Origin of the sequence: Comamonas sp. Z1 (assembly GCF_008121555.1) — a bacterium.
Lineage (GTDB): Bacteria > Pseudomonadota > Gammaproteobacteria > Burkholderiales > Burkholderiaceae_C > Comamonas > Comamonas thiooxydans.
This window is the reverse complement of record NZ_VOQT01000005.1, coordinates 112357-131393: the sequence shown is the minus strand read 5'-3', so window position 1 is coordinate 131393 and position 19037 is coordinate 112357. Positions and strand designations below refer to the sequence as shown.

15 protein-coding genes are annotated in these 19037 nt (G+C 65.2%); 7 read left to right on the top strand and 8 right to left on the bottom strand.

Annotated features, from left to right (window positions below; all coding sequences use genetic code 11):
• Positions 1 to 169 precede the first annotated feature (169 nt).
• Positions 170 to 1201 (top strand): porin, encoded by a 1032-nt coding sequence (locus FSY45_RS11515; RefSeq protein WP_046461010.1) that lies wholly within the window; start codon positions 170 to 172, stop codon positions 1199 to 1201.
• Between the two features lie 250 nt (positions 1202 to 1451).
• Here FSY45_RS11515 and FSY45_RS11510 read toward each other — a convergent pair whose 3' ends face one another.
• A complete protein-coding gene (locus FSY45_RS11510; protein ID WP_046461009.1) occupies positions 1452 to 3428 on the bottom strand; it encodes an Hsp70 family protein in 1977 nt (658 codons plus the stop codon).
• A 3-nt stretch (positions 3429 to 3431) separates the two neighbouring features.
• On the bottom strand, positions 3432 to 4097 hold the full coding sequence (locus FSY45_RS11505) for a DUF2760 domain-containing protein (protein ID WP_148748082.1): 666 nt from the start codon (positions 4095 to 4097) through the stop codon (positions 3432 to 3434).
• A 465-nt stretch (positions 4098 to 4562) separates the two neighbouring features.
• Here FSY45_RS11505 and FSY45_RS11500 point away from each other — a divergent pair, with 465 nt between their 5' ends.
• The gene (locus FSY45_RS11500) at positions 4563 to 5450 is read left to right on the top strand and encodes a transporter substrate-binding domain-containing protein (protein ID WP_046461007.1); all 888 of its coding nucleotides are present in this window, start codon (positions 4563 to 4565) and stop codon (positions 5448 to 5450) included.
• A gap of 126 nt (positions 5451 to 5576) precedes the next feature.
• Here FSY45_RS11500 and FSY45_RS11495 read toward each other — a convergent pair whose 3' ends face one another.
• Entirely contained in the window at positions 5577 to 6494 is a 918-nt protein-coding gene (locus FSY45_RS11495) for a LysR substrate-binding domain-containing protein (protein WP_046461117.1), read from the bottom strand.
• Between the two features lie 170 nt (positions 6495 to 6664).
• On the opposite strand from FSY45_RS11495, the gene FSY45_RS11490 reads away from it, so the two are divergent.
• The 5 genes from FSY45_RS11490 to FSY45_RS11465 all read left to right on the top strand — a co-directional run bounded on the left by FSY45_RS11490 (position 6665) and on the right by FSY45_RS11465 (position 11504).
• On the top strand, positions 6665 to 8080 hold the full coding sequence (locus FSY45_RS11490; protein ID WP_034361363.1) for a VOC family protein: 1416 nt from the start codon (positions 6665 to 6667) through the stop codon (positions 8078 to 8080).
• A complete protein-coding gene (locus tag FSY45_RS11485) occupies positions 8077 to 9315 on the top strand; it encodes a PLP-dependent aminotransferase family protein (protein WP_046461006.1) in 1239 nt (412 codons plus the stop codon). The genes FSY45_RS11490 and FSY45_RS11485 overlap by 4 nt, the downstream gene beginning before the upstream one ends.
• 195 nt (positions 9316 to 9510) lie before the next feature.
• Positions 9511 to 9690, top strand: a complete 180-nt coding sequence (locus FSY45_RS11475) for a hypothetical protein (protein ID WP_046461005.1) — start codon at positions 9511 to 9513, stop codon at positions 9688 to 9690.
• 143 nt (positions 9691 to 9833) lie between these two features.
• The gene (locus FSY45_RS11470) at positions 9834 to 10703 is read left to right on the top strand and encodes a hypothetical protein (protein WP_046461116.1); all 870 of its coding nucleotides are present in this window, start codon (positions 9834 to 9836) and stop codon (positions 10701 to 10703) included.
• Positions 10704 to 10796: 93 nt separating this feature from the next.
• Positions 10797 to 11504 (top strand): riboflavin synthase, encoded by a 708-nt coding sequence (locus FSY45_RS11465; protein ID WP_012836952.1) that lies wholly within the window; start codon positions 10797 to 10799, stop codon positions 11502 to 11504.
• A 57-nt stretch (positions 11505 to 11561) separates the two neighbouring features.
• On the opposite strand, the gene FSY45_RS11460 is transcribed toward FSY45_RS11465, so the two are convergent.
• The 5 genes from FSY45_RS11460 to pcp all read right to left on the bottom strand — a co-directional run bounded on the left by FSY45_RS11460 (position 11562) and on the right by pcp (position 19034).
• Entirely contained in the window at positions 11562 to 14045 is a 2484-nt protein-coding gene (locus tag FSY45_RS11460) for a heavy metal translocating P-type ATPase (RefSeq protein ID WP_046461004.1), read from the bottom strand.
• A gap of 176 nt (positions 14046 to 14221) precedes the next feature.
• Positions 14222 to 15946: a biotin carboxylase N-terminal domain-containing protein gene (locus tag FSY45_RS11455; RefSeq protein WP_148748098.1), complete on the bottom strand. Its 1725-nt coding sequence runs from the start codon at positions 15944 to 15946 to the stop codon at positions 14222 to 14224.
• 12 nt (positions 15947 to 15958) lie between these two features.
• Complete coding sequence (locus FSY45_RS11450; protein WP_046461003.1) at positions 15959 to 17578, bottom strand: urea amidolyase family protein; 1620 nt, start codon at positions 17576 to 17578, stop codon at positions 15959 to 15961.
• 5 nt (positions 17579 to 17583) lie between these two features.
• A complete protein-coding gene (locus tag FSY45_RS11445) occupies positions 17584 to 18351 on the bottom strand; it encodes a LamB/YcsF family protein (RefSeq protein ID WP_003061781.1) in 768 nt (255 codons plus the stop codon).
• A gap of 20 nt (positions 18352 to 18371) precedes the next feature.
• Complete coding sequence (pcp, locus tag FSY45_RS11440) at positions 18372 to 19034, bottom strand: pyroglutamyl-peptidase I (RefSeq protein WP_046461002.1); 663 nt, start codon at positions 19032 to 19034, stop codon at positions 18372 to 18374.
• Positions 19035 to 19037: the final 3 nt, after the last annotated feature.

Genomic DNA, 19037 nt, shown 5'->3' with positions numbered 1-19037 from the left:
TGTCGCCGATCGTAACAAGAGCCGGATGCCCGAACCGCCTGCCGGGATGAGCTGCTGCCGCGACAACAACTGTCCAAAGCAGTGCACGGTGGCTGGCACGGGATTTGCCTTGTAACAAGCGCGCAGATTCGCGCAAGTTTCATAGCAAAGATCGAAGGCTAGTCGCTACATGCCAGTCAAAACAACAACTGTGTCTCGTGTCCTCCTCGCCGCTCTGGCCACCGCCGGAGCTTCCGTCGCGCTCGCACAAAGCAGCGTGCAGATCTATGGCCGCCTCAATACCTCGGTCGAGCATCAGAAGGTCGGAAACAGCAGCCTGACCGGGCTCTTCAACAACAACTCGCGCTTTGGCTTTGTGGGCAGCGAAGACCTGGGCGGCGGCCTCAAGGCCGGCTTCCAGCTCGAATCCGGCTTCGAATCCGATACCGGCGCCGGTACCGGCAGCACCGGCGCCCTGGCCTTTCAGCGCCAGAGCGAAGTCAACCTCTCGGGCAGTCTGGGCAAGCTGCGCCTGGGCCGTTTTGGTGCCGCCACCTATTTCGGCATTGCCGACTATGGTGCACTGGATGAGCCCAACCACGACACCGGCTCCATCGCCGATGCGCTCTACGACTACGTGATGCGCAACACCAACAAGATCGCCTACCGCAGCCCTGTGATGGCCGGGCTGACCTTGGAAGCTCAGGCATCGCTACACGAAAAGACGACAGGCGCCGTGCAGAAGAACGGCTATGACCTCTATGCAAACTGGGAACGCGGCCCGTTGGCCCTGGGCGCGGGCTTTACCCAGCTGGGTGACGACAAGCAGTTTGCCCTGCGCGGCCACTACATCTGGAATGCGCTGCAGGTCGGTGCCTACTACCAGCGCTCGGACAACGGCTCGGGTTCACTGTGCAGCAATGGCGGTGCCGGTTGCGGCAGCCGCGATGCCGCCCGCGTGACTGCGGTCTACCGGTCCGGCGCTTCGGAGCTTGCCCTGGGCTACGGCTGGGCGAGCCGATGGAGCCATGTGCCCGGCAGCAGCGCACGCCAGTGGATTCTTGGCTACAACCACCACCTGAGCAAACGCACCAAACTCTACGCGGCCTACACGCACATAGACAACGGATCCGGCGTGGCCTATGGCTATAACTTCAAGGGTGGCGTGGGCTACGGGCAGGATGCCAGCAGCCTGAGCGTGGGTCTGCGCCACGCGTTCTGACCTGCTTGAGTGGCGGGCGCGTGCCATGTTGCTGGTGGGCATGGTACGCGCCCTGCTTCTCGAAAGAAGAGCTTCATGATCTTGCTCCTGGCGTGATTGGGCCTGAACCTTTTTGTGACATGCCTTTGTCACGGAAAGAGGGCGGGTCTCGGCCAAAAGCGCAGCCGCAAACGAGAGAACAAAAGAGAGAACAAAAAAGCCCGCCAACCAATCGGCCAGCGGGCTTTCGCAGTCAAGCAATTCAACAGCCTTACTCGGCGGCCTCCGCAGAGGTCTCCGCGCGCACATCGAACTCCACCTTCCAGCGCTCGCTTCCGCCCACAGGCACGGCATTGAGCTCCAGGGTGCCGATATCGGTCACGCGCGCCGCCAGGGTCACGGGCACCACCTCGCCGGCCGCACGGCCGGCGGCGGGCAGATTCAGCTCGATCTCCTGCAGCTCCACCAGCTCTTCGGGCGACCAGAAGTCCAGCATGGTGCCGACCTGATCGGTGCGGCGCACGGACGAGCCAAAGAAGCGCAGACGCACAGGCTCGCCCACGACCAGGCCGAACTCCTCGTCAGGCAGAGCGACTTCCGTGCCCTCCTCCATGCCGAACGGTGCCAGGCACAGGGCGGACAGGGGCGGCTCCATGCCAGGGATGGCGGGCATATTGCTCTCCACACCCACGTAATAGGACTGGGCCGTTCCACCGCGAATGCGCACGCCGCGGCCGCTGGTGGCGATATGGCCGTAATAGGCTGCACCGCGGGCCACGGCCAGATCAAGGTTGGCACCGTCCAGCAGGCGCGCAGGCTCGCAGGCCTCGTCGTCCAGCCAGCCGTTGATGACCTCCAGGATGCGCTGCTCGATCTGGGGCGCCTTGAGCACGCCGCCGTTGAACAGAATGGCCGTGGGATGCAAAAAGGTGGAGCCGTCGATCTGATCGCCGTCCAGGCCCTCGATCTCGGCCAGCGCATGAACCTGGCGGCTCAGAAAGGCCGCCAGATGGCGCGTGACGGCGGCATCTTGCGCATAGGGCAGGCCCAGTTGCGTGAGCGCGCCGCGCGCACGGGTCTTGGGCTTGTCGCTGACGGCCACCTTGGGGAAAAAGCCCTCGACCAGCATGGCCAGCACTTCGTCGCGTGTCACTTCGGTACGGATGCTGCCGCCGATGAGCTTGCTGCCCCGGCTGGGTACGACCACGGGCACGGCTTGCAGGCTTGCGTCAGCCAGCAATTGCTCCTTGGCTGCGCGGCAGCCATGGGCCAGCGCACGGGTTTGCCAGGCATCGAGCTGCTTGCCTTCGGCCGCCAGCTTGCGTGCAACGCCATAGGCCAGGGCCAGGTCCATGTTGTCGCCGCCCAGCAAAATGTGTTCGCCCACGGCAATGCGCTGCAGCTCCAGATTGCCATCGCGCTCCAGCACGGCGATCAGCGAGAGGTCGGTGGTGCCGCCACCCACGTCCACGACGAGGATGATGTCGCCATGCTTGACCTGCTTGCGCCACTGGCCGCCACTGGCCTGGATCCAGCTGTAAAGCGCGGCCTGAGGTTCTTCGAGCAGTGTCAGCCTGGCAAAGCCCGCAGCCTTACAGGCCTCGGCCGTCAACTCGCGCGCGGCGGGGTCGAACGATGCCGGGATGGTGACGGTGATGTCCTGCTGGGCAAACGGGGCCTCGGGGTGGGCCTGCTCCCAGGCGCGGCGCAAATGCTCGAGATAGCGGGTTGAAGCGGTCAGCGGTGAAATGCGGCTGACTTCCTCGGGGGCATCGGCCGGAAGAATGCCGGCGCGGCGATCGACGCCAGGGTGGCAGAGCCAGCTCTTGGCGCTGCTGACCAGACGGATGGGCGTGGCCGCGCCGCGGCTGCGGGCAAATTCGCCGGTGATGAAGTTGCAGGGCGCACCGGGCAAGCTGCGCTCGGCTTCGGTCAGCTCGCTGTCGTGCGGCAGATAGAGAAAGGACGGCAGCAGGGGCCTGGCCTCGACACTGCCGGGAGCCGTGAGCTGGGGAATGTCCAACACGCCCTGCACCACCTTCTCGCCATCGCTGGCGCTCTTGTTCACATAGGACAGCGCGCAATGCGTGGTGCCCAGATCGATGCCGATACTGAACTGAGTGCCGGCAGATGGAGCATCGACTTGGCCAGCAGCGCTTTGCGGCTGAGCGGTGGCAGCCACGGAATCAGGAGCGTCCGCAGCTTGACTGGCCGCACCCGATGCGGCGATGGAGGCAAACATATTCATGGCTCACAGCTCCACATCGGCTTGGGCGATGACCTTGGCGGCCTGAATGTCGGTGAGCTGGGGCAGCTTGACCTGCGTCACCAGCCAGCCGCGATGGGACAGCGTGCCGGTAAACGGAGGCTGGCCGACCACATTGCCCGTCAGTCGCACGGCAGCAGCGTCAAAACCGGCCTGCAAAGTGATGCGCGAGCCTTCGGCTTCGCTGCAAACGGGGGAGAGCGTGAAATGCTCGCGCAGCACCTTGCGGCAGCCTTCATGCACCACGCGCGCAGCCGCGCCGATCTCGGCATCGGTATAGGGCGCGACGTCTTCCTGGATGAAGTCCACAAAACGGGCCTCGCGCTGCATCAGGCCCAGCAGTTGCAGGGCGGCGCTATCGGTGGCGACGCGCTTTTCCACTTCGACGGTTTTTTCGATCAGCTTCTCGACCGGAACCTCGACGGTCTTTTCCACGATTTTTTCGACCGGCACTTCGACGCGAACCTCGACGATCTTCTCGACCGGCACTTCCACGCGTACTTCCCTGGGGGCGACGTCGGCGGCAAAAGCCTCACCGGCGCGCACACGACTCACGTCGGCGGCCAGACGGCCGTTACCAAGGATGGCAAAGAAACTGCCGATCGCGATGGCGATGCGGCTCAGGAATGAGGGGGGGGTATTGGCAGTCATGGAGTCTGTCTCAAAACGGGTTCACGCATGCAGAGTCATTCTGTGGCGCCCTTGCGGGCTGCGCTGCGCGAACCGAAAACGGAGCCTGACCAGGCGGCAGCAGCACGGCCGACCCTGGCGACACAAGGCTGGACGCGCCGCAAGCGATGCGCGCGGGCCTGTGCAACAGGCGCAGATATTACCCAAAAAGCCCGGTCAGCCGTCCCGCTATGGCTTTGCCGCGCCGGCTGCCGCACCTAGACACGCGCTGCCGGGTCATACGCCGCAAGCATGACCTTCTTCCGTTTCATCGTTATGAAACCGCTGCCATTTGCCGGATAGTTGATGCAGGATCTTGACAAACAGGCCGCCCCGGCAACGGGTCTTGCCGATTCATGGGCTGCAGGCAATGCGCGGCACCATGGACGACCGCACAACAATTGCATTGCGTTTTCGATACGCCCACTTCCCGAGGAGACTTCCCCCATGCGCCTGATGACCGCGAACATAACGCTGGCATGTACCGCCCTTGTAGCCGCCATGGCCGCCTCCGGCAGCACGCTGGAAAAACTGCAGAAGACCGGCAAGGTGGTCATAGGCGTGCGCGAAAGCTCGGCCCCCATGGCCTATGCCATAGGTGCCAACCACCGCTTCACCGGCTACCACGTGGAGTTGTGCGAAAAGGTACTGGCCCAGATCGCGCCCAGTGCCAAGATCGAATACATGGCCATCACCGCGCAGAACACCATGCCACTGGTACAGAACGGCACGGTGGATCTGGGCTGCGGCCCCACGACCAACAACCTCAGCCGCCAGAAGCAGGTCTCGTTTGCCGTCACCACCTATGTCAGCCAGGTGCGCATGGCCGTGCGCGCAGACTCGCCTGTGACCTCGTTCAAGCAGCTCGACGGCAAGACCGTGGCAGCTTCGGCAGGCACCACCGCCGTGCAGTTGCTGCGCAAGTACAGCCATGACAACAATGTGAAGCTGCCGACCCAGCTGGGCAAGGACCATTTCGAGAGCTTTCTGATGCTGGAGTCCGGCCGCGCTGACGCTTTTGTGCTTGACGACAATCTGCTGGCCGGCGTGATCGCCAACTCCAAGGATCCCAAGGGCTACAAGATCGTGGGCGAGGCGCTGGGATCGGAGCCCATCGCGCTGCTGATGCGCAAGGACGATCCCGGCTTCAAGAAGGCCGTGGACGATGCCCTGGTGCGCATGATGAAGTCCGGCGAAGTGGCAAAGGTCTACGACAAATGGTTTATGCAGCCCATTCCGCCCAAGGAAATGCCGCTGAACCTGCCCATGAGCGAGACGCTCAAGCAGCTGCTGCAAGCGCCCAATGACAAGCCGCTGGAAGCCTATAACAGCTGAAACGACCGCAAGCCTGCGCCTGAAGTCATGCTTTATTGATAGCTGGTTGCGCTTGTTGAACAACAAGTTCAGGCATATTCATTGCTGAACTCATTGAAGGATCTGCGCTAGCAGCTCCTTTTTTCATTACAGCGGCGCAGAAGAGGCAAACTCCTGCGCGACCTGCTTGAGCCAGCCCTGGAAGGCCTGCAACGGCGGATAGGCAGAGCGGCTGGTCGGCCAGGCCAGGTAGTAGCGCTCGGCGCTTTGCACCTCGGGCAGCTGCGGCAGAGCCTGGACCAGATCACCGGCCTGCAGCTCGCGCAGGATCAGAAACTTGGGCAGCAGCGCCACGCCCACGCCGGCAATCGCGGCCTGCGCCGCCGTGGCGAACTGATCGAACAGCATGCCCTGCATATCGCCGCCCTGGCAGCCCTGGCTGCCAAACCAGCGCTGCCAGGCGTCGGGGCGCGACGCCAGATGCAGCAGCGGCGCGTGCAGCAGGTCCTGGGGCCGGGCAAAGCCATGGCGGGCCGCCACATCGGGGCTGCAGGCCGGCACCACGGTCTCGCTCATGAGGAACTCCAGCTCCGCGCCCGGCCAGTTCGGCAAGCCGAAATGAATGGCCGCATCCACGGCCTCGAGCTGGAAATCGAACTGCGACAGCCGCGTTGTCAGATTGATGGTGATGCCCGGATGGGCGCTGAAGAACTGCGGCAGCCGCGGCGCCAGCCAGCGCGTGCCGAAGGTCGGCAGGATGGCCAGGTTCAGGCTGCCGCCCTGCGGATTGGTGCGAAAGCCCAGCGTGGCATTGGAGATGCGCGCCAGGGCAGCGCGTATCTCCTGCGCATAGGCCTGGCCCGCAGCGCTCAGGCGCACGGTCTGGCGCTCGCGCACGAACAGCTCGGTGCCCAGGCGCTCCTCCAGCGCGCGGATCTGGCGGCTGACGGCGCTTTGCGTGAGATGCAGCTCGGCGGCCGCCGCAGTAAAGCTCTGGTGCCGCGCCGAAGCCTCGAAGGCGCAGAGCAGGGACATGGGGGGCAGAAAGCGACGGGATAACTGCATGGCGGCAAGGATGTGGGAGGGATTCGGGTGCAGGTTCATTCCATCCGGGTATGACCTGCAGGCCGGATTATCGTTTGACCAAAGTCATGACGGCGCAGAACATGCTGCATATTCCTGCGGCCCCGCCAGCGGCGCGGCCATCCCTCGAACCCCAGCCCTTCTGTTTTGTCATGAGCGCCACGCCCCACGCCTCTTCCACCGCAGCCCGCTTTGTCAGCGTCGACGAGATCCGCACGCGCTTCTCGCGTGCCATGTCCGAGATGTACCGCAAGGAAGTGCCGCAGTACGGCACCCTGATCGACCTGGTGGCCGATGTCAACGCCGTGGCGCTGCAGGCCGACCCCGAACTGCGCCAGCGCATGAACAGCAGCGGCGAGCTCGAGCGCCTGGATGTGGAGCGCCATGGCGCCATCCGCGTGGGCACGGCCGAGGAACTGGCCACGCTGCGCCGCCTGTTCGCCGTGATGGGCATGGAGCCCGTGGGCTATTACGACCTCTCGGTGGCCGGCGTTCCCGTGCACTCCACGGCCTTTCGCCCCGTGCACGACGAGGCACTGCTGGCCAACCCGTTTCGTGTCTTCACCTCGCTGCTGCGCCTGGAGCTGATTGCCGATGCAGCGCTGCGCGCGCAGGCCGCCGAGATCCTCGAGCGCCGCAGCATCTTCACGCCACGCGCACTGGAGCTCATTGCCCAGGCCGAGCGTGACGGAGGCCTGGACAGCAGCAACGCCGACGCCTTCGTGCAGCAGGCCCTGGAGACCTTCCGCTGGCACAGCGACGCCACTGTGGATGCCGCCACCTACAAGGCCCTGCAGCAAGCCCACCGCCTGGTGGCCGATGTGGTGTGCTTCAAGGGCCCGCACATCAACCATCTGACGCCACGCACGCTGGACATAGACATGGCCCAGGCCGATATGCCCGCGCGCGGCATGGATGCCAAGGACGTGGTCGAAGGCCCGCCGCAGCGCGCCTGCCCCATCCTGCTGCGCCAGACCAGCTTCAAGGCACTCAAGGAGGCCGTGCGCTTTACCGATGCGGACGCCGCGGACAGTTCCGGCGCCCATACCGCGCGCTTTGGCGAGATCGAGCAGCGCGGTGTCGCGCTGACACGCAAGGGCCGCGCCCTGTACGACGAGCTGCTGGGCCTGGTGCGCGGCATAGACAGCGCGGGCAGCGCCGCGCCCGACTATGCACACCGCCTGCAGCAGGTCTTCACGCAGTTTCCCGACACGCACGAACAATTGCGCCGCCAGGGTCTGGCCTTCTACCGCTACCGCCTGACCGAGCAGGCTCAGGCCTCGCTTGCCCAAAGCCCTGCCGGTGCAGACCTGGAAGCACTGATCGACCGGGGTCTGGTGCAGGCCGAGCCGATTACCTATGAAGATTTTCTGCCCGTGAGCGCGGCCGGCATCTTCCAGTCCAACCTCGGCGGCGAGGAGCAAAAGCAATACCAGGCCCATGCCGCGCAGCAGGTCTTCGAAAGCGCGCTGGGCGCGCGCGTGCATGACGAGATCGCCCTGTACGAGGCCTCCGAGCAGCAATCCAGGGCTCAGGTTCTCGCAATGCTGTCGGGAGCTGTGGCATGAGTCGGGACAGCGCACTGGCTCCCTTTGCCGCGGTGTTTGCCGAGCCTGCGGGGTCTCCGATACGCGAGCTATTTCCTTACCTCTCGCGCCCCGGCATGATCTCGCTGGCCGGCGGCTATCCATCGCCCAGCCTCTTCGATGCCGAGGGCCTGGCCCAGGCTGCACAGCAGTCCATGGCCCAGGGCCCCGGCGCGCTGCAGTATGGCGCCACCGAAGGCCTGAGCGAGCTGCGCGAGGCCCTGGCGCAGCAGGCGCGCGAGCGCGGCATGCATGCGACGGCCGCCGACATACTCGTGACCACCGGATCGCAGCAGGCCTTTGACCTGCTGGTGCGCGTGCTCGTCGAGCCCGGCGACACGGTGCTGGTCGAGGTGCCGGCCTATCCCGCCACGCTGCAGGCCCTGCGTCTGGCCCAGGCGCGCATCCTGCCCGTTCCCATGGACGAGCAAGGCCTGCAGACAGAAGCCCTGGCCGATCTGCTGGCCGCACTGCCCGCCGGCCAGCGCCCCAAGCTGCTCTACACCGTGCCGAACTTCTCCAACCCGCGCGGCACGCTGCTGGCGGCCGAGCGCCGCGAGGCTCTGGTGCAACTGGCCAGGCAGCACGGCTTCTGGGTGGTCGAGGACGATCCCTATGGCGAGCTGCGCTTCGACGAGCCCGGCGACGTCCCCCAGGCCATGCCCGGCACCGTGCGCGCCGCTGGCGAGCGGCTGGCAGCGGGCGGCAGCAACCCGGTCGTCTATCTGTCCAGCCTGTCCAAGACCGTGGCCCCCGCGCTGCGCGTGGGCTGGATGCTGGCCGACGCGCCGCTGCTGCGCCGCTGCACGGTGGCCAAGCAGACGGCCGACCTGTGCACCTCGCCGCTGACGCAGTCGGTGGCCGCCTGCTATCTGGGCAGCGGGCGCTACCCGGCCACCGTGCAGCGCGCGCGCCAGGAATACCAGCGCCGCATGCAGGCACTGGTCCAGGGCCTGAACGCAGCGCCGGACAGCGGCATACGCTGCTCGCGTCCCGCGGGCGGCATGTTCGTCTGGGCCGAGCTGGACCACCGCATCGACCCGCAAAAGCTCTTCGACGCTGCCGTGGCCCAGGGCGTGGTCTATGTGCCTGGCAAGGCCTTCTATCCGGCCGACCCCGACCTGCACACGCTGCGCATGTCGTTTGCCGCGCCCGAGGTGCCGCAGATCGCGCAGGCCGTGGAGCGCCTGTGTCAGGCCGCCGCGCAAAGCCGCTGAGATAAAGCCCACCCTGTGCCGCTTCGCGTCTTCCCCCTCTCTGGCTTCGCCGGAGGGGGACGGCACCAACGCTGCGGGGCGGCCCTTGCGCGGCGTCCGGCCATGCACAGCGCCATGAAATCACGGAGATACAGGAGCCCGGCTGCACCGGCCCGGGCCGCGCGGCATAATCGGGGCTCAGTCATCTTCTTAGCCATGGCCTGCCTGCACCTGTCCACCGCCGCCCGCCTGCGCCGCTCTGCCCTTGCTGCAGAGCTGTCCGCGCGTGCCTGCGTGCTGCGTGCGCTGCACACCCGCCGCCATGGCATTCCCACCGCATTCGTGAGCCTGAGCGGTGTCACGGCCATGCTTTCCGCCGCCGTGCGGAAGGCTTGAAGCACACAGCTCACATCCTCCGCACGGCCTTCCCAAACAGCATTTCCCTGGTGCATGGGAGAGGTACGTCCACGTCTAAGGCGTCCGCACTGTCACGCGCACCGCATCTTGCTCAAAGGACGATCCGGAGGTCAGCCATGGACATGGAACTCACTCAAAATTTCTTGCGCGGCAAAAACCCATGTGCCATGGGCTACCGCTGGTTTGTGCGCAACAACCTGGCCGGCGGCGACTACCAGGCGGCCATGGACACCCAGGTGGCCGCCGGCCGCGTGGAAGACGCACGCTGGCTGCTGGAGAACTTCGGCTCCACCAACAGCGTGCTGGAGCTCGAGCACCTGGAGGCCGACAACTTCGTCTATGCCGGCACGCTGATCGTGCACGGCGATGTGCGCGTCCCCGGCCAGCTGCTGGTGGGTCGCAGCCTGCAGGCGGGCGGCGGCATACGCGCGGGCAAGCTGGAAGCGGGCGAAGAGATTCAATGCGGCGGCGCCATCTTTGCCGGTGAATTGCTCCAGGCCGGCGGCAGCATCAAGGCGGCCTGGAGCGTGGAGGTGCAAGGCGAGGTGCGCGCCGAAGACCTGCGCTGCGGCTGGGAGCTGCGCGGCGGCAGCCACGTGAAGCTCAAGGGCAATGCCCATATCGGCCAGGAAGTGCAGGTGCAAGGCGATATGCACTGCAGCAAGGGCCTGAAGGCAGGCGGCGCCATCGAGGTGCAGGGCCTGCTCGATGTAGGCCATGGCATTGCCGGCAACGACGGCATTCTGTGCGGCAACCATATTCAGGCCGGCTGGGGCATCAAGGCACAGGGCGATATCCGCGCGACCTGCAGCATCCGCAGCGGCGAGACCCTGCAGGCCGATGGCGAGATCGCGGCCGGCCCGGGCTATGGCGTGTTTGCCGGCATGAATGTGCAGATGCAGGCCTGGCCCGACTGCGCCTGGGTGCGTGCGCTCAAAAAGCCCGAGGCGCTGATCAGCGGCTTCTGGGAAGGCCGGCCGGCCTTCGCCTAGACGCTGGTCGGGTTAAGGTGCAAGCAGGCAAAATAGCTTTTTTGACCCAAGGCCAGCGCCCGGCGCCCGCCTGTTGATAAGAGAGTCTGCCCCGTGTTTACCGGCATCATTCAGGCCGTGGCAAAGATTGCCGCGCTGCGCGACCAGGACGGCCTGCGCACCTTCATCATGGAGTTCCCCGAAGGCTTCTGCCAGGACCTGGCCATTGGCGCCAGCGTCTCGCACGACGGCGTCTGCCTGACGGTGACCGAAAACCTCTCGCCCACCAGCGCCAGCTTTGATGTGATGCTGCAAAGCCTGAACATCACCACGCTGGGCAGCTACAAGGCCGGCGACACGCTCAATGTAGAGCGCGCTGCCAGGGATGGCGCCGAGATCGGTGGCCACCCGCTGTCGGGCCATGTGGACTTCACGGCGCCGCTGCTGGAGGTGATGCAGACCGAGACCAATCACAAGATCCGCTTCGGCATTCCCGAGGCCTTTCGCCCCTATGTGTTTGCCAAGGGCTATATCGCCGTCAACGGCGCCAGCCTGACGGTGGCCGAGGTGAATCGCAAGGAGGGCTGGTTCGAGGTCTGGCTGATTCCCGAAACCCTGCGCATGACGGTGTTCGGCGACAAGAAGGTCGGCGATCTGGTCAATATCGAGATCGAGCGCAGCACCCAGGTGGTGGTCGATACCGTGCGCGAGACCGTGGAAGCCAGCCTGGGCCGGCTCAAACCCGTGCTCGAAGCCCTGCTGCAGGAAAAAGGTCTGAGCCTGGACGATTTTGTGGATGTGCCGCAACTGCCCAAGCAATAGCCCCGGGTCAGAGGCAAGCGTCAGAACATCTTCCGGCGCCCACCCCATGCCCTCTTTTCAGAGAGCCGGTTTGAAGCGCTTGAGCCGCAGCGCGTTGGAGAGCACGAATACGCTCGAAAGTGCCATGGCTCCGGCCGCAAACACCGGTGACAGCAACATGCCGTTGAACGGATAGAGCAGACCTGCCGCCACCGGTATCAGCGCCACGTTGTAGGCAAAGGCCCAGAACAGGTTCTCGCCAATGTTCTTCATGGTGGCCTTGGACAGCGCGATTGCATTCGGCACGCCCGAGAGATCGCCCGACATCAGCACCACATCGGCCGCCTCGATGGCGATATCGGTGCCCGTGCCTATGGCAATGCCCACATCGGCTTCGGCCAGGGCTGGCGCGTCGTTGATGCCGTCGCCCACATAGGCCAGCGTGCCATGCTCAGCCTTGAGGCGCTTCACGCTCTCGACCTTGCCGCCGGGCAGCACTTCTGCCACCACCTCATCAATGCCCAGCTGCCTGGCGATCGCCTCGGCCGTGTGGCGGTTGTCGCCGGTAATCATGGCCACCTTCAGGCCCAGCGCATGCAAGGCATCGATCGCCGGCTTGGTGGTGGACTTGATCGGATCAGCCACGGCAATCATGGCCGCCACCTTGCCGCCGATGGCCGCATACAGCGGCGTCTTGCCTTCGCTGCCCAGGCGCTCGGCCTCGGCCGCAAAGCCGTCAACGCTCAGGCCAAGTTCGCGCATGAACCGGTCGGCACCAATCTCCACCTGGTCGCCCAGCACCAGGGCACGCACGCCGAAACCGGTCACCGATGCGAAGTCGCTGATGGCCGGAACCTCCAGCCCCTCGGCCTTGGCTGCATCGACAATGGCGCGTGCAATCGGATGCTCGCTGCGATCTTCCACGGCAGCCACCTGCGCCAGCACGGCGGCACGTTCAAAACCATCGGCCAGCACCAGGTCGGTGAGTTCGGGACGGCCACGGGTCAGCGTGCCGGTCTTGTCCACCGCCACCACCCTGGCATCCTTGAGCTGCTGCAGTGCCTCGCCCTTGCGCAGCAACACGCCCATTTGTGCGGCACGGCCGGTGCCCACCATGATGGAAGTCGGCGTGGCCAGCCCCATGGCGCAGGGGCAGGCAATGATGAGCACGGCCACGGCATTGACCAGGGCAAAGCTCAGCGCGGGATCGGGACCCCAGATCAGCCAGATCACAAAAGTCAGCAGGGCCGCCGCCATCACGGCCGGCACAAACCACATGGTGATCTTGTCCACCAGCGCCTGGATCGGCAGCTTGCTGCCCTGGGCCTGCTCCACCATGCGGATGATCTGCGCCAGCAGCGTATCGGCGCCCACCTTGGTGGCCCTGAATGCCAGCGCACCGTTCTGATTGACGGTGCCGCCCACCACTTCGGCGCCCTCGGCCTTCTCGACCGGCACGGGCTCGCCGCTGATCATGGATTCGTCGACAAAGCTGCGGCCTTCGATGACCTCTCCATCGACGGGAATACGCTCGCCCGGCCGCACTTCGATCAGGTCGCCGGCGCGCACCTGGGCGATATCGATTTCCTGCACCAGGCCTTCGCGACGCACGCGCGCGGTCTTGGCCTGCAACTGCACCAGGCGGCGAATGGCCTCCGAGGTATTGCCCTTGGCACGCGCCTCCAGAAAGCGGCCCAGCAGGATCAGCGCGACGATGACGGCCGCGGCTTCGAAGTACACATTCACCGTGCCTGCGGGCAGCCATTGCGGCACAAAGGTCGCGACTACCGAATAAGCGAATGCCGCCGAGGTGCCCACCGCGACCAGCGAATTCATATCGGGCGCAGCGCGCAGCAGGGCGGGCACGCCTTTCTCGAAAAAGCGCCGGCCCGGCCCGAACAGCACCACGGCCGTCAACGCGAACTGGATGTACCAGCTGTTCTGCGTGCCGATGCTGCCTGCAATCCAGTGGTGAAACGCGGGCACCATGTGACCGCCCATTTCCAGCAGAAACACGGGCAGTGCGAACACGGTCGCAAAGATCAGCGAGCGCTTGAGCGACTCGCGCTCCTGCGCCTGGCGCTGGGCTGCGGCGTCCTCACCGGTTGCGGCAACGTTGTGCAGCACGGGTTGAGCTTCATAGCCGGCCTTTTCGATCGCCGCAATCAAGCTGCTCACATCCACGCTGCCCTGCAGTTGCACGCTGGCACGCTCGGTCGCAAGATTCACCACGGCATTCTGGACACCGGGCACTTTCTTGAGCGCACGCTCCACACGGCCCACGCAGGACGCACAGGTCATGCCGCCCACCTGCAGGTCCACGCTTTGCGCGGGCACCGCATAGCCCGCTTTTTCAATCGCCGCCACGGCCTGCGGCAGGATGGCCGATGCCTGGGTCGGGTCTGCCACGGTAAGGCTGGCTTTTTCCGTGGCCAGATTGACCACGGCCTCCTGCACACCGGGCACTTTCTTGAGCGCCCGCTCCACCCGGCCCACGCAGGAAGCGCAGGTCATTCCTTCCACAGACAGCTCAAAGGCTCCGCTTTTGGTCAGTGCATTCATCGCGTTCTCCATTCACGTTGAAGGCCACTGTAGAGATTGACATCATGTAAAGGTCAACCCCCGGCAAAAACCTCTTTCGGCAGGGTGCAAACATGCGGAGTTTGGCCTGTGCGCAGCAAGGCCAGAAAAGACAAAGCGCGACACAGAGGTCGCGCTTCGAGCGGGGCTGGCTATGCCTATCGGATATGCGCGATCACGGCACCCAAGGTCTGTGCAGAGCCTGCCTGTGCGGCCAATGTGACACGACCGCTCTTGTGGGCCGAGACCTGCATTTCCATTTTCATGGCTTCCATCACTGCGATCACATCGCCTTCCTTGACCTCGTCGCCATCGGCGACCTTCCAGGCATGCAGATTGCCGGCAATCGGCGAGATGACCGCCTCAGGGTCCACGCTTTGCTGCGTGACGGACTGAGACACGCCAGTCGTCGGCGCGGACAGACCTTGCAGCAGCATGGCGGGCAGGCCCAGTTGCACGCGGCGGCCGTCGATCTCGATGGCGGTGCGCAGCAGGCTGGTATCGGCCACAGGTTCGGCGCGGGCAGCCGCTGCCAGCGGCTCGGCAAACTCGGTCTCGATCCAGCGGGTGTGGACATTGAAACCAGCAGTCCCCACAAAGTCGGCCTGATTCAGCACGGCCTTGTGGAAAGGCAGCACCGAAGCCACGCCCTCGATGCGGAACTCGGCCAGCGCACGTCGGGCGCGGGCCAGGGCCTGCTCACGCGTGGCCCCGGTGACGATGAGCTTGGCCATCATGGAGTCGAACGTGCCGGGGATCACCGAACCGGTTTCGACGCCCGAATCGAGTCGCACGCCCGGCCCCGAAGGAGGGGCAAAGCGCGTGATCAGACCCGGTGTGGGCAGAAAGCCGCGCCCCACATCTTCGGCATTGATGCGGAACTCGATGGAATGAGCCCGTGGTGCAGGAGTCTGCGTGAAAGACAGCGGCAAGCCGTCGGCCACGCGCAACTGCTCCTGCACCAGATCGATGCCCGTGGTTTCCTCGGTCACGGTGTGCTCGACCTGCAAGCGGGTATTGACCTCGAGGAAGGAGATGGCACCGTTGCCGCTGAGCAAAAACTCCACGGTTCCGGCGCTGACATAGCCGGCTTGCGCACAGATCGCCTTCGCCGCGCTGTGAATGCGTTCACGCTGCGCCTCGGTGATGAAGGGTGCGGGCGCTTCTTCCACCAGCTTCTGGTTGCGGCGCTGCAGCGAACAGTCGCGCGTACCCAGCACCACCACATTGCCATGCGTGTCGGCAATCACCTGCGCCTCGATATGGCGCGGCTTGTCGAGGAACTGTTCCACAAAGCATTCACCACGGCCGAAAGCCGTCACGGCCTCGCGCACGGCAGAGGCATACAGCTCGGCCACTTCGTCCATGCGCCAGGCGACCTTCATGCCACGGCCACCGCCACCAAAAGCAGCCTTGATGATGATGGGCAAGCCATGCTGCTGGGCAAAGGCCAGCACTTCGTCGGCATCCTTGACGGGATCCGGCGTGCCAGCCACCAGCGGCGCTCCGACCTGCAGCGCAATCTTGCGCGCCTCGACCTTGTCGCCCAGCTTGGCAATGGTGTCGGGACGCGGACCGATCCAGATCAGACCCGCATCCAGCACGGCCTGGGCAAAGGCTTCGCTCTCGGACAGAAAGCCATAGCCGGGATGGACGGCGTCGGCGCCCGAGCGCCTGGCGATCGCAATCAGCTTGGCGATGTTCAGATAGGTGTCGGCGGGCTTGTCGCCGTCGAGGCCGTAGGCTTCATCGGCGCGGCGCACATGCAGAGCATCGATATCGGCATCGGCATAGACGGCGACGGACTTCACTCCGTAATCCGCGCAGGCTCGCGCGATGCGCACGGCGATCTCGCCACGGTTGGCAATCAGAACTTTGGTAATCATGGAAGGTCCTCACAAAGTGGGTGTGAGTTCTTCAAAAGAACGAACAGGGTTAAAACGAATCCAGGCACCTACGGGAATCTGCCCCGCAAGGTCCAGATGATGGGGTGCTACGCAACCGATCACGGGATAGCCACCGGTCAAGGGGTGGTCGGCCAGAAACAGCACGGGCTGGCCGCTGGCGGGGACCTGGATGGCCCCCAGCGGCGTGCCTTCGCTGGGCAGCTCGCTGGTCACGGCGCGCGTCAGCGCCTGCTCGCCGGCAAGGCGCAAACCCACGCGATTGGACTGGGGCGTGACCTGCCAGCGCTGGGCGGCCAGCAAGGCCACGGCCTCGGGCTTGAACCAGTCGGTGCGCGGACCCAGCTCCACATCCAGCACCACCTCGCCGTCCGGGGCCGGCAGGTCCTGCGCAGGCAGGGCCAGCTCGGCCACCACGGCATGGGCTGCCGGAAGCACCGCCAGCAACTGGCCGCTGTGCAGGGCGGGCGGGCCGACATGGGCCAGGGTGTCCGTCGAAGCGCTGCCCAGCACGGGCGCCACCTCATAGCCGCCGCGCACCGCCACATAGCAGCGGGCACCGGCGACGGGTTGGGCAAGGCTCAGCGTGTCGCCATCGGCCAGCGCAATCGCGGCATGACGCGGCGCAGACCAGCGGCGTCCGTCGGCCGTGGTGATGCTGATGGGTGCATCCGCGCCCGTCACTGCAACGACGTTCTCGCCCACGCTTTGCAGCGACAGGCCCCCACCTACTGTCTCCAGCACCGGCAGCTGGCTGGCATTGCCGACCAGCCGGTTGGCCGTCTTGAACGCCGCCTGATCCATGGCACCGGAGGCAGAAACACCCTGCCCGGCCTGGCCGTGGCGACCCATGTCCTGGAACAGCGTGAGCAGACCCGTGGCGCGCACACGCAAGGCGCAGCCATTGAAACTCGTAGCTGCTTGCGCCTGTTCGCTTTTGGTCTCAGATACTTTTCCATCTGAAATCGAATCAGAGAAATCGCCAGCAGCTACTTTTTGAGTAGCAGCATCGACAAACTGCACGCGGTAGCCGGGCTGCAGCAAAGCCGGCAGATCGCGCGCCAGATCCCACATCGCGGCATCGGTCACGCCGATGATCTGCCAGCCGCCGGGGCTGGCCTGTGGATAGACCGCGCTGAAGCTGCCGGCCAGCGCCACCGCACCGGCCGGAACCTTGGTTCGCGGCGTGGCACGGCGTGGCACGTTGAAGATGGGATCCCCACCGCTCAGATAGGCAAAGCCCGGCGCAAAGCCGGTGAAGGCCACCGACCATTCGCTGCCGGTGTGGCGGCTCACCACTTCCTCGGCTGTGATGCCCAGTATCTGCGCAACCTCGGCCAGATCTTCGCCGTCATAGCGCACGGGAATCTGCACCAGCACATCCGAGCGCTGCACGCTGCCGCTGAGATCGCAGTCGGCAATGCGTCTTACCAGTTGCGCCGCGCCGATGATATGGGGCGCGAACTGGACAAGAATGGTGCGCGCGGCAGGCACCAGCTCCTGCACGCCCTCTATGGGTTGGGCCTGCAAGGCACCCAGCAGCACCAGCGTCTGCTGCAGGTCGGCCAACTCCACCAGAATGGCCTGGCGGTTGACGGGCAAAAAGCGCATGGAACTCATGGTGCTGTTTCCACAAAGGAGGTGATCTGCACGCCCTCCTGCTCGAAACGCTGGCGGATGTTGCGCGCAATGGCCACGGCACCGGGACTGTCGCCGTGCACACAGATGGAGTCTGCCTCCACGCGCACCAGGCTGCCGTCCACGGCCTCGATCACGCCCTCACGCACCAGGGTCAGCATGCGCTGGGCGATCAGGTTTTCGTCGTGCAGCACGGCACCAGGCTCGCGGCGCGAGACCAGGGCGCCGTCGGGCGTATATCCGCGATCGGCAAAGGCCTCGGCCACTACGCAGAGACCCGCATCGCGGGCCCAGGCTATCAGGGGCGCACCTGCCAGAGCCATCAGCACCAGCTTGGGATTGATGGCCTTGATGGCATTGATCACATCCATGGCCTGGCGCTTGTCCTGGGCAATGGTGTTGTAGAGCGCGCCGTGCGGCTTGACATATTGGACGCTGGTGCCGGCTGCCTGCGCCAGGCCTTGCAGAGCGCCGATCTGGTAGATCACGTCGGCCACCAGATCGCCGCTGGCCACATCCATGTTGCGACGCCCGAAACCCGACAGGTCGCGGTAGGCCACATGCGCACCCACGACCACGCCGCGCGCCTTGGCAGCCCTGAGCGTGGTCAGCATCCCGGCCGGGTCGCCGGCATGAAAGCCGCAAGCCACATTGGCGCTGCTGACGATGTCCAGCATGGCCGCATCGTCGCCCATGCGCCAGGCGCCAAAGCTCTCGCCCAGATCGCTGTTCAAATCCATTTTCATCATTCGTCTCCCGGTCAGCCTCAATGCAGCTGACCTGCGTGTTCCAGCAAATCCTGCTGCACCGTCATGGCCGTATGAATGGCTGTACGTATGCCCTGGATCTGTGTGTCCAGCGCCATGCTGGCCATGCCTGGCTGGCGCGCGGCCTGCTGCGGCAGCGCAGGTATGTGAATAAAGCCGCCGCGCACGCCGGGGCCCGCACGGCGAGACAGCCTGTGCATCAGGGCATAGAACACATGGTTGCAGACAAAAGTGCCCGCCGTGTTCGATACCGAAGCCGGAATGCCCGCATCGCGCAGATGGCGCACCATGGCCTTGATGGGCAGGGTCGAGAAGTAGGCCGCGGGCGCGTCGCGCACCACGGACTGATCGACGGGCTGATGGCCAGCGTTGTCCGGAATGCGGGCATCGTCGATATTGATGGCCACGCGCTCGGGCGTGATTTCGCGGCGCCCGCCGGCCAGTCCGAGGCTGATGATCAGCGTGGGCTGCAGCCTGGCCAGCGCCTCGTCGAGCGCAACCATGGCCGCGCCGAACACGCAGGGCAGTTGCACGGCATGCACCACGCCATCAGCAATCAGCTCGCCATCCAGCGCTCGCGCCACTTCCCACGAGGGGTTGACGCTGTCTTTGTCGAAGGGCTCGAAGCCGGTCAGCAGGATTCGGTGGGCAGCCTCAGTCATGGC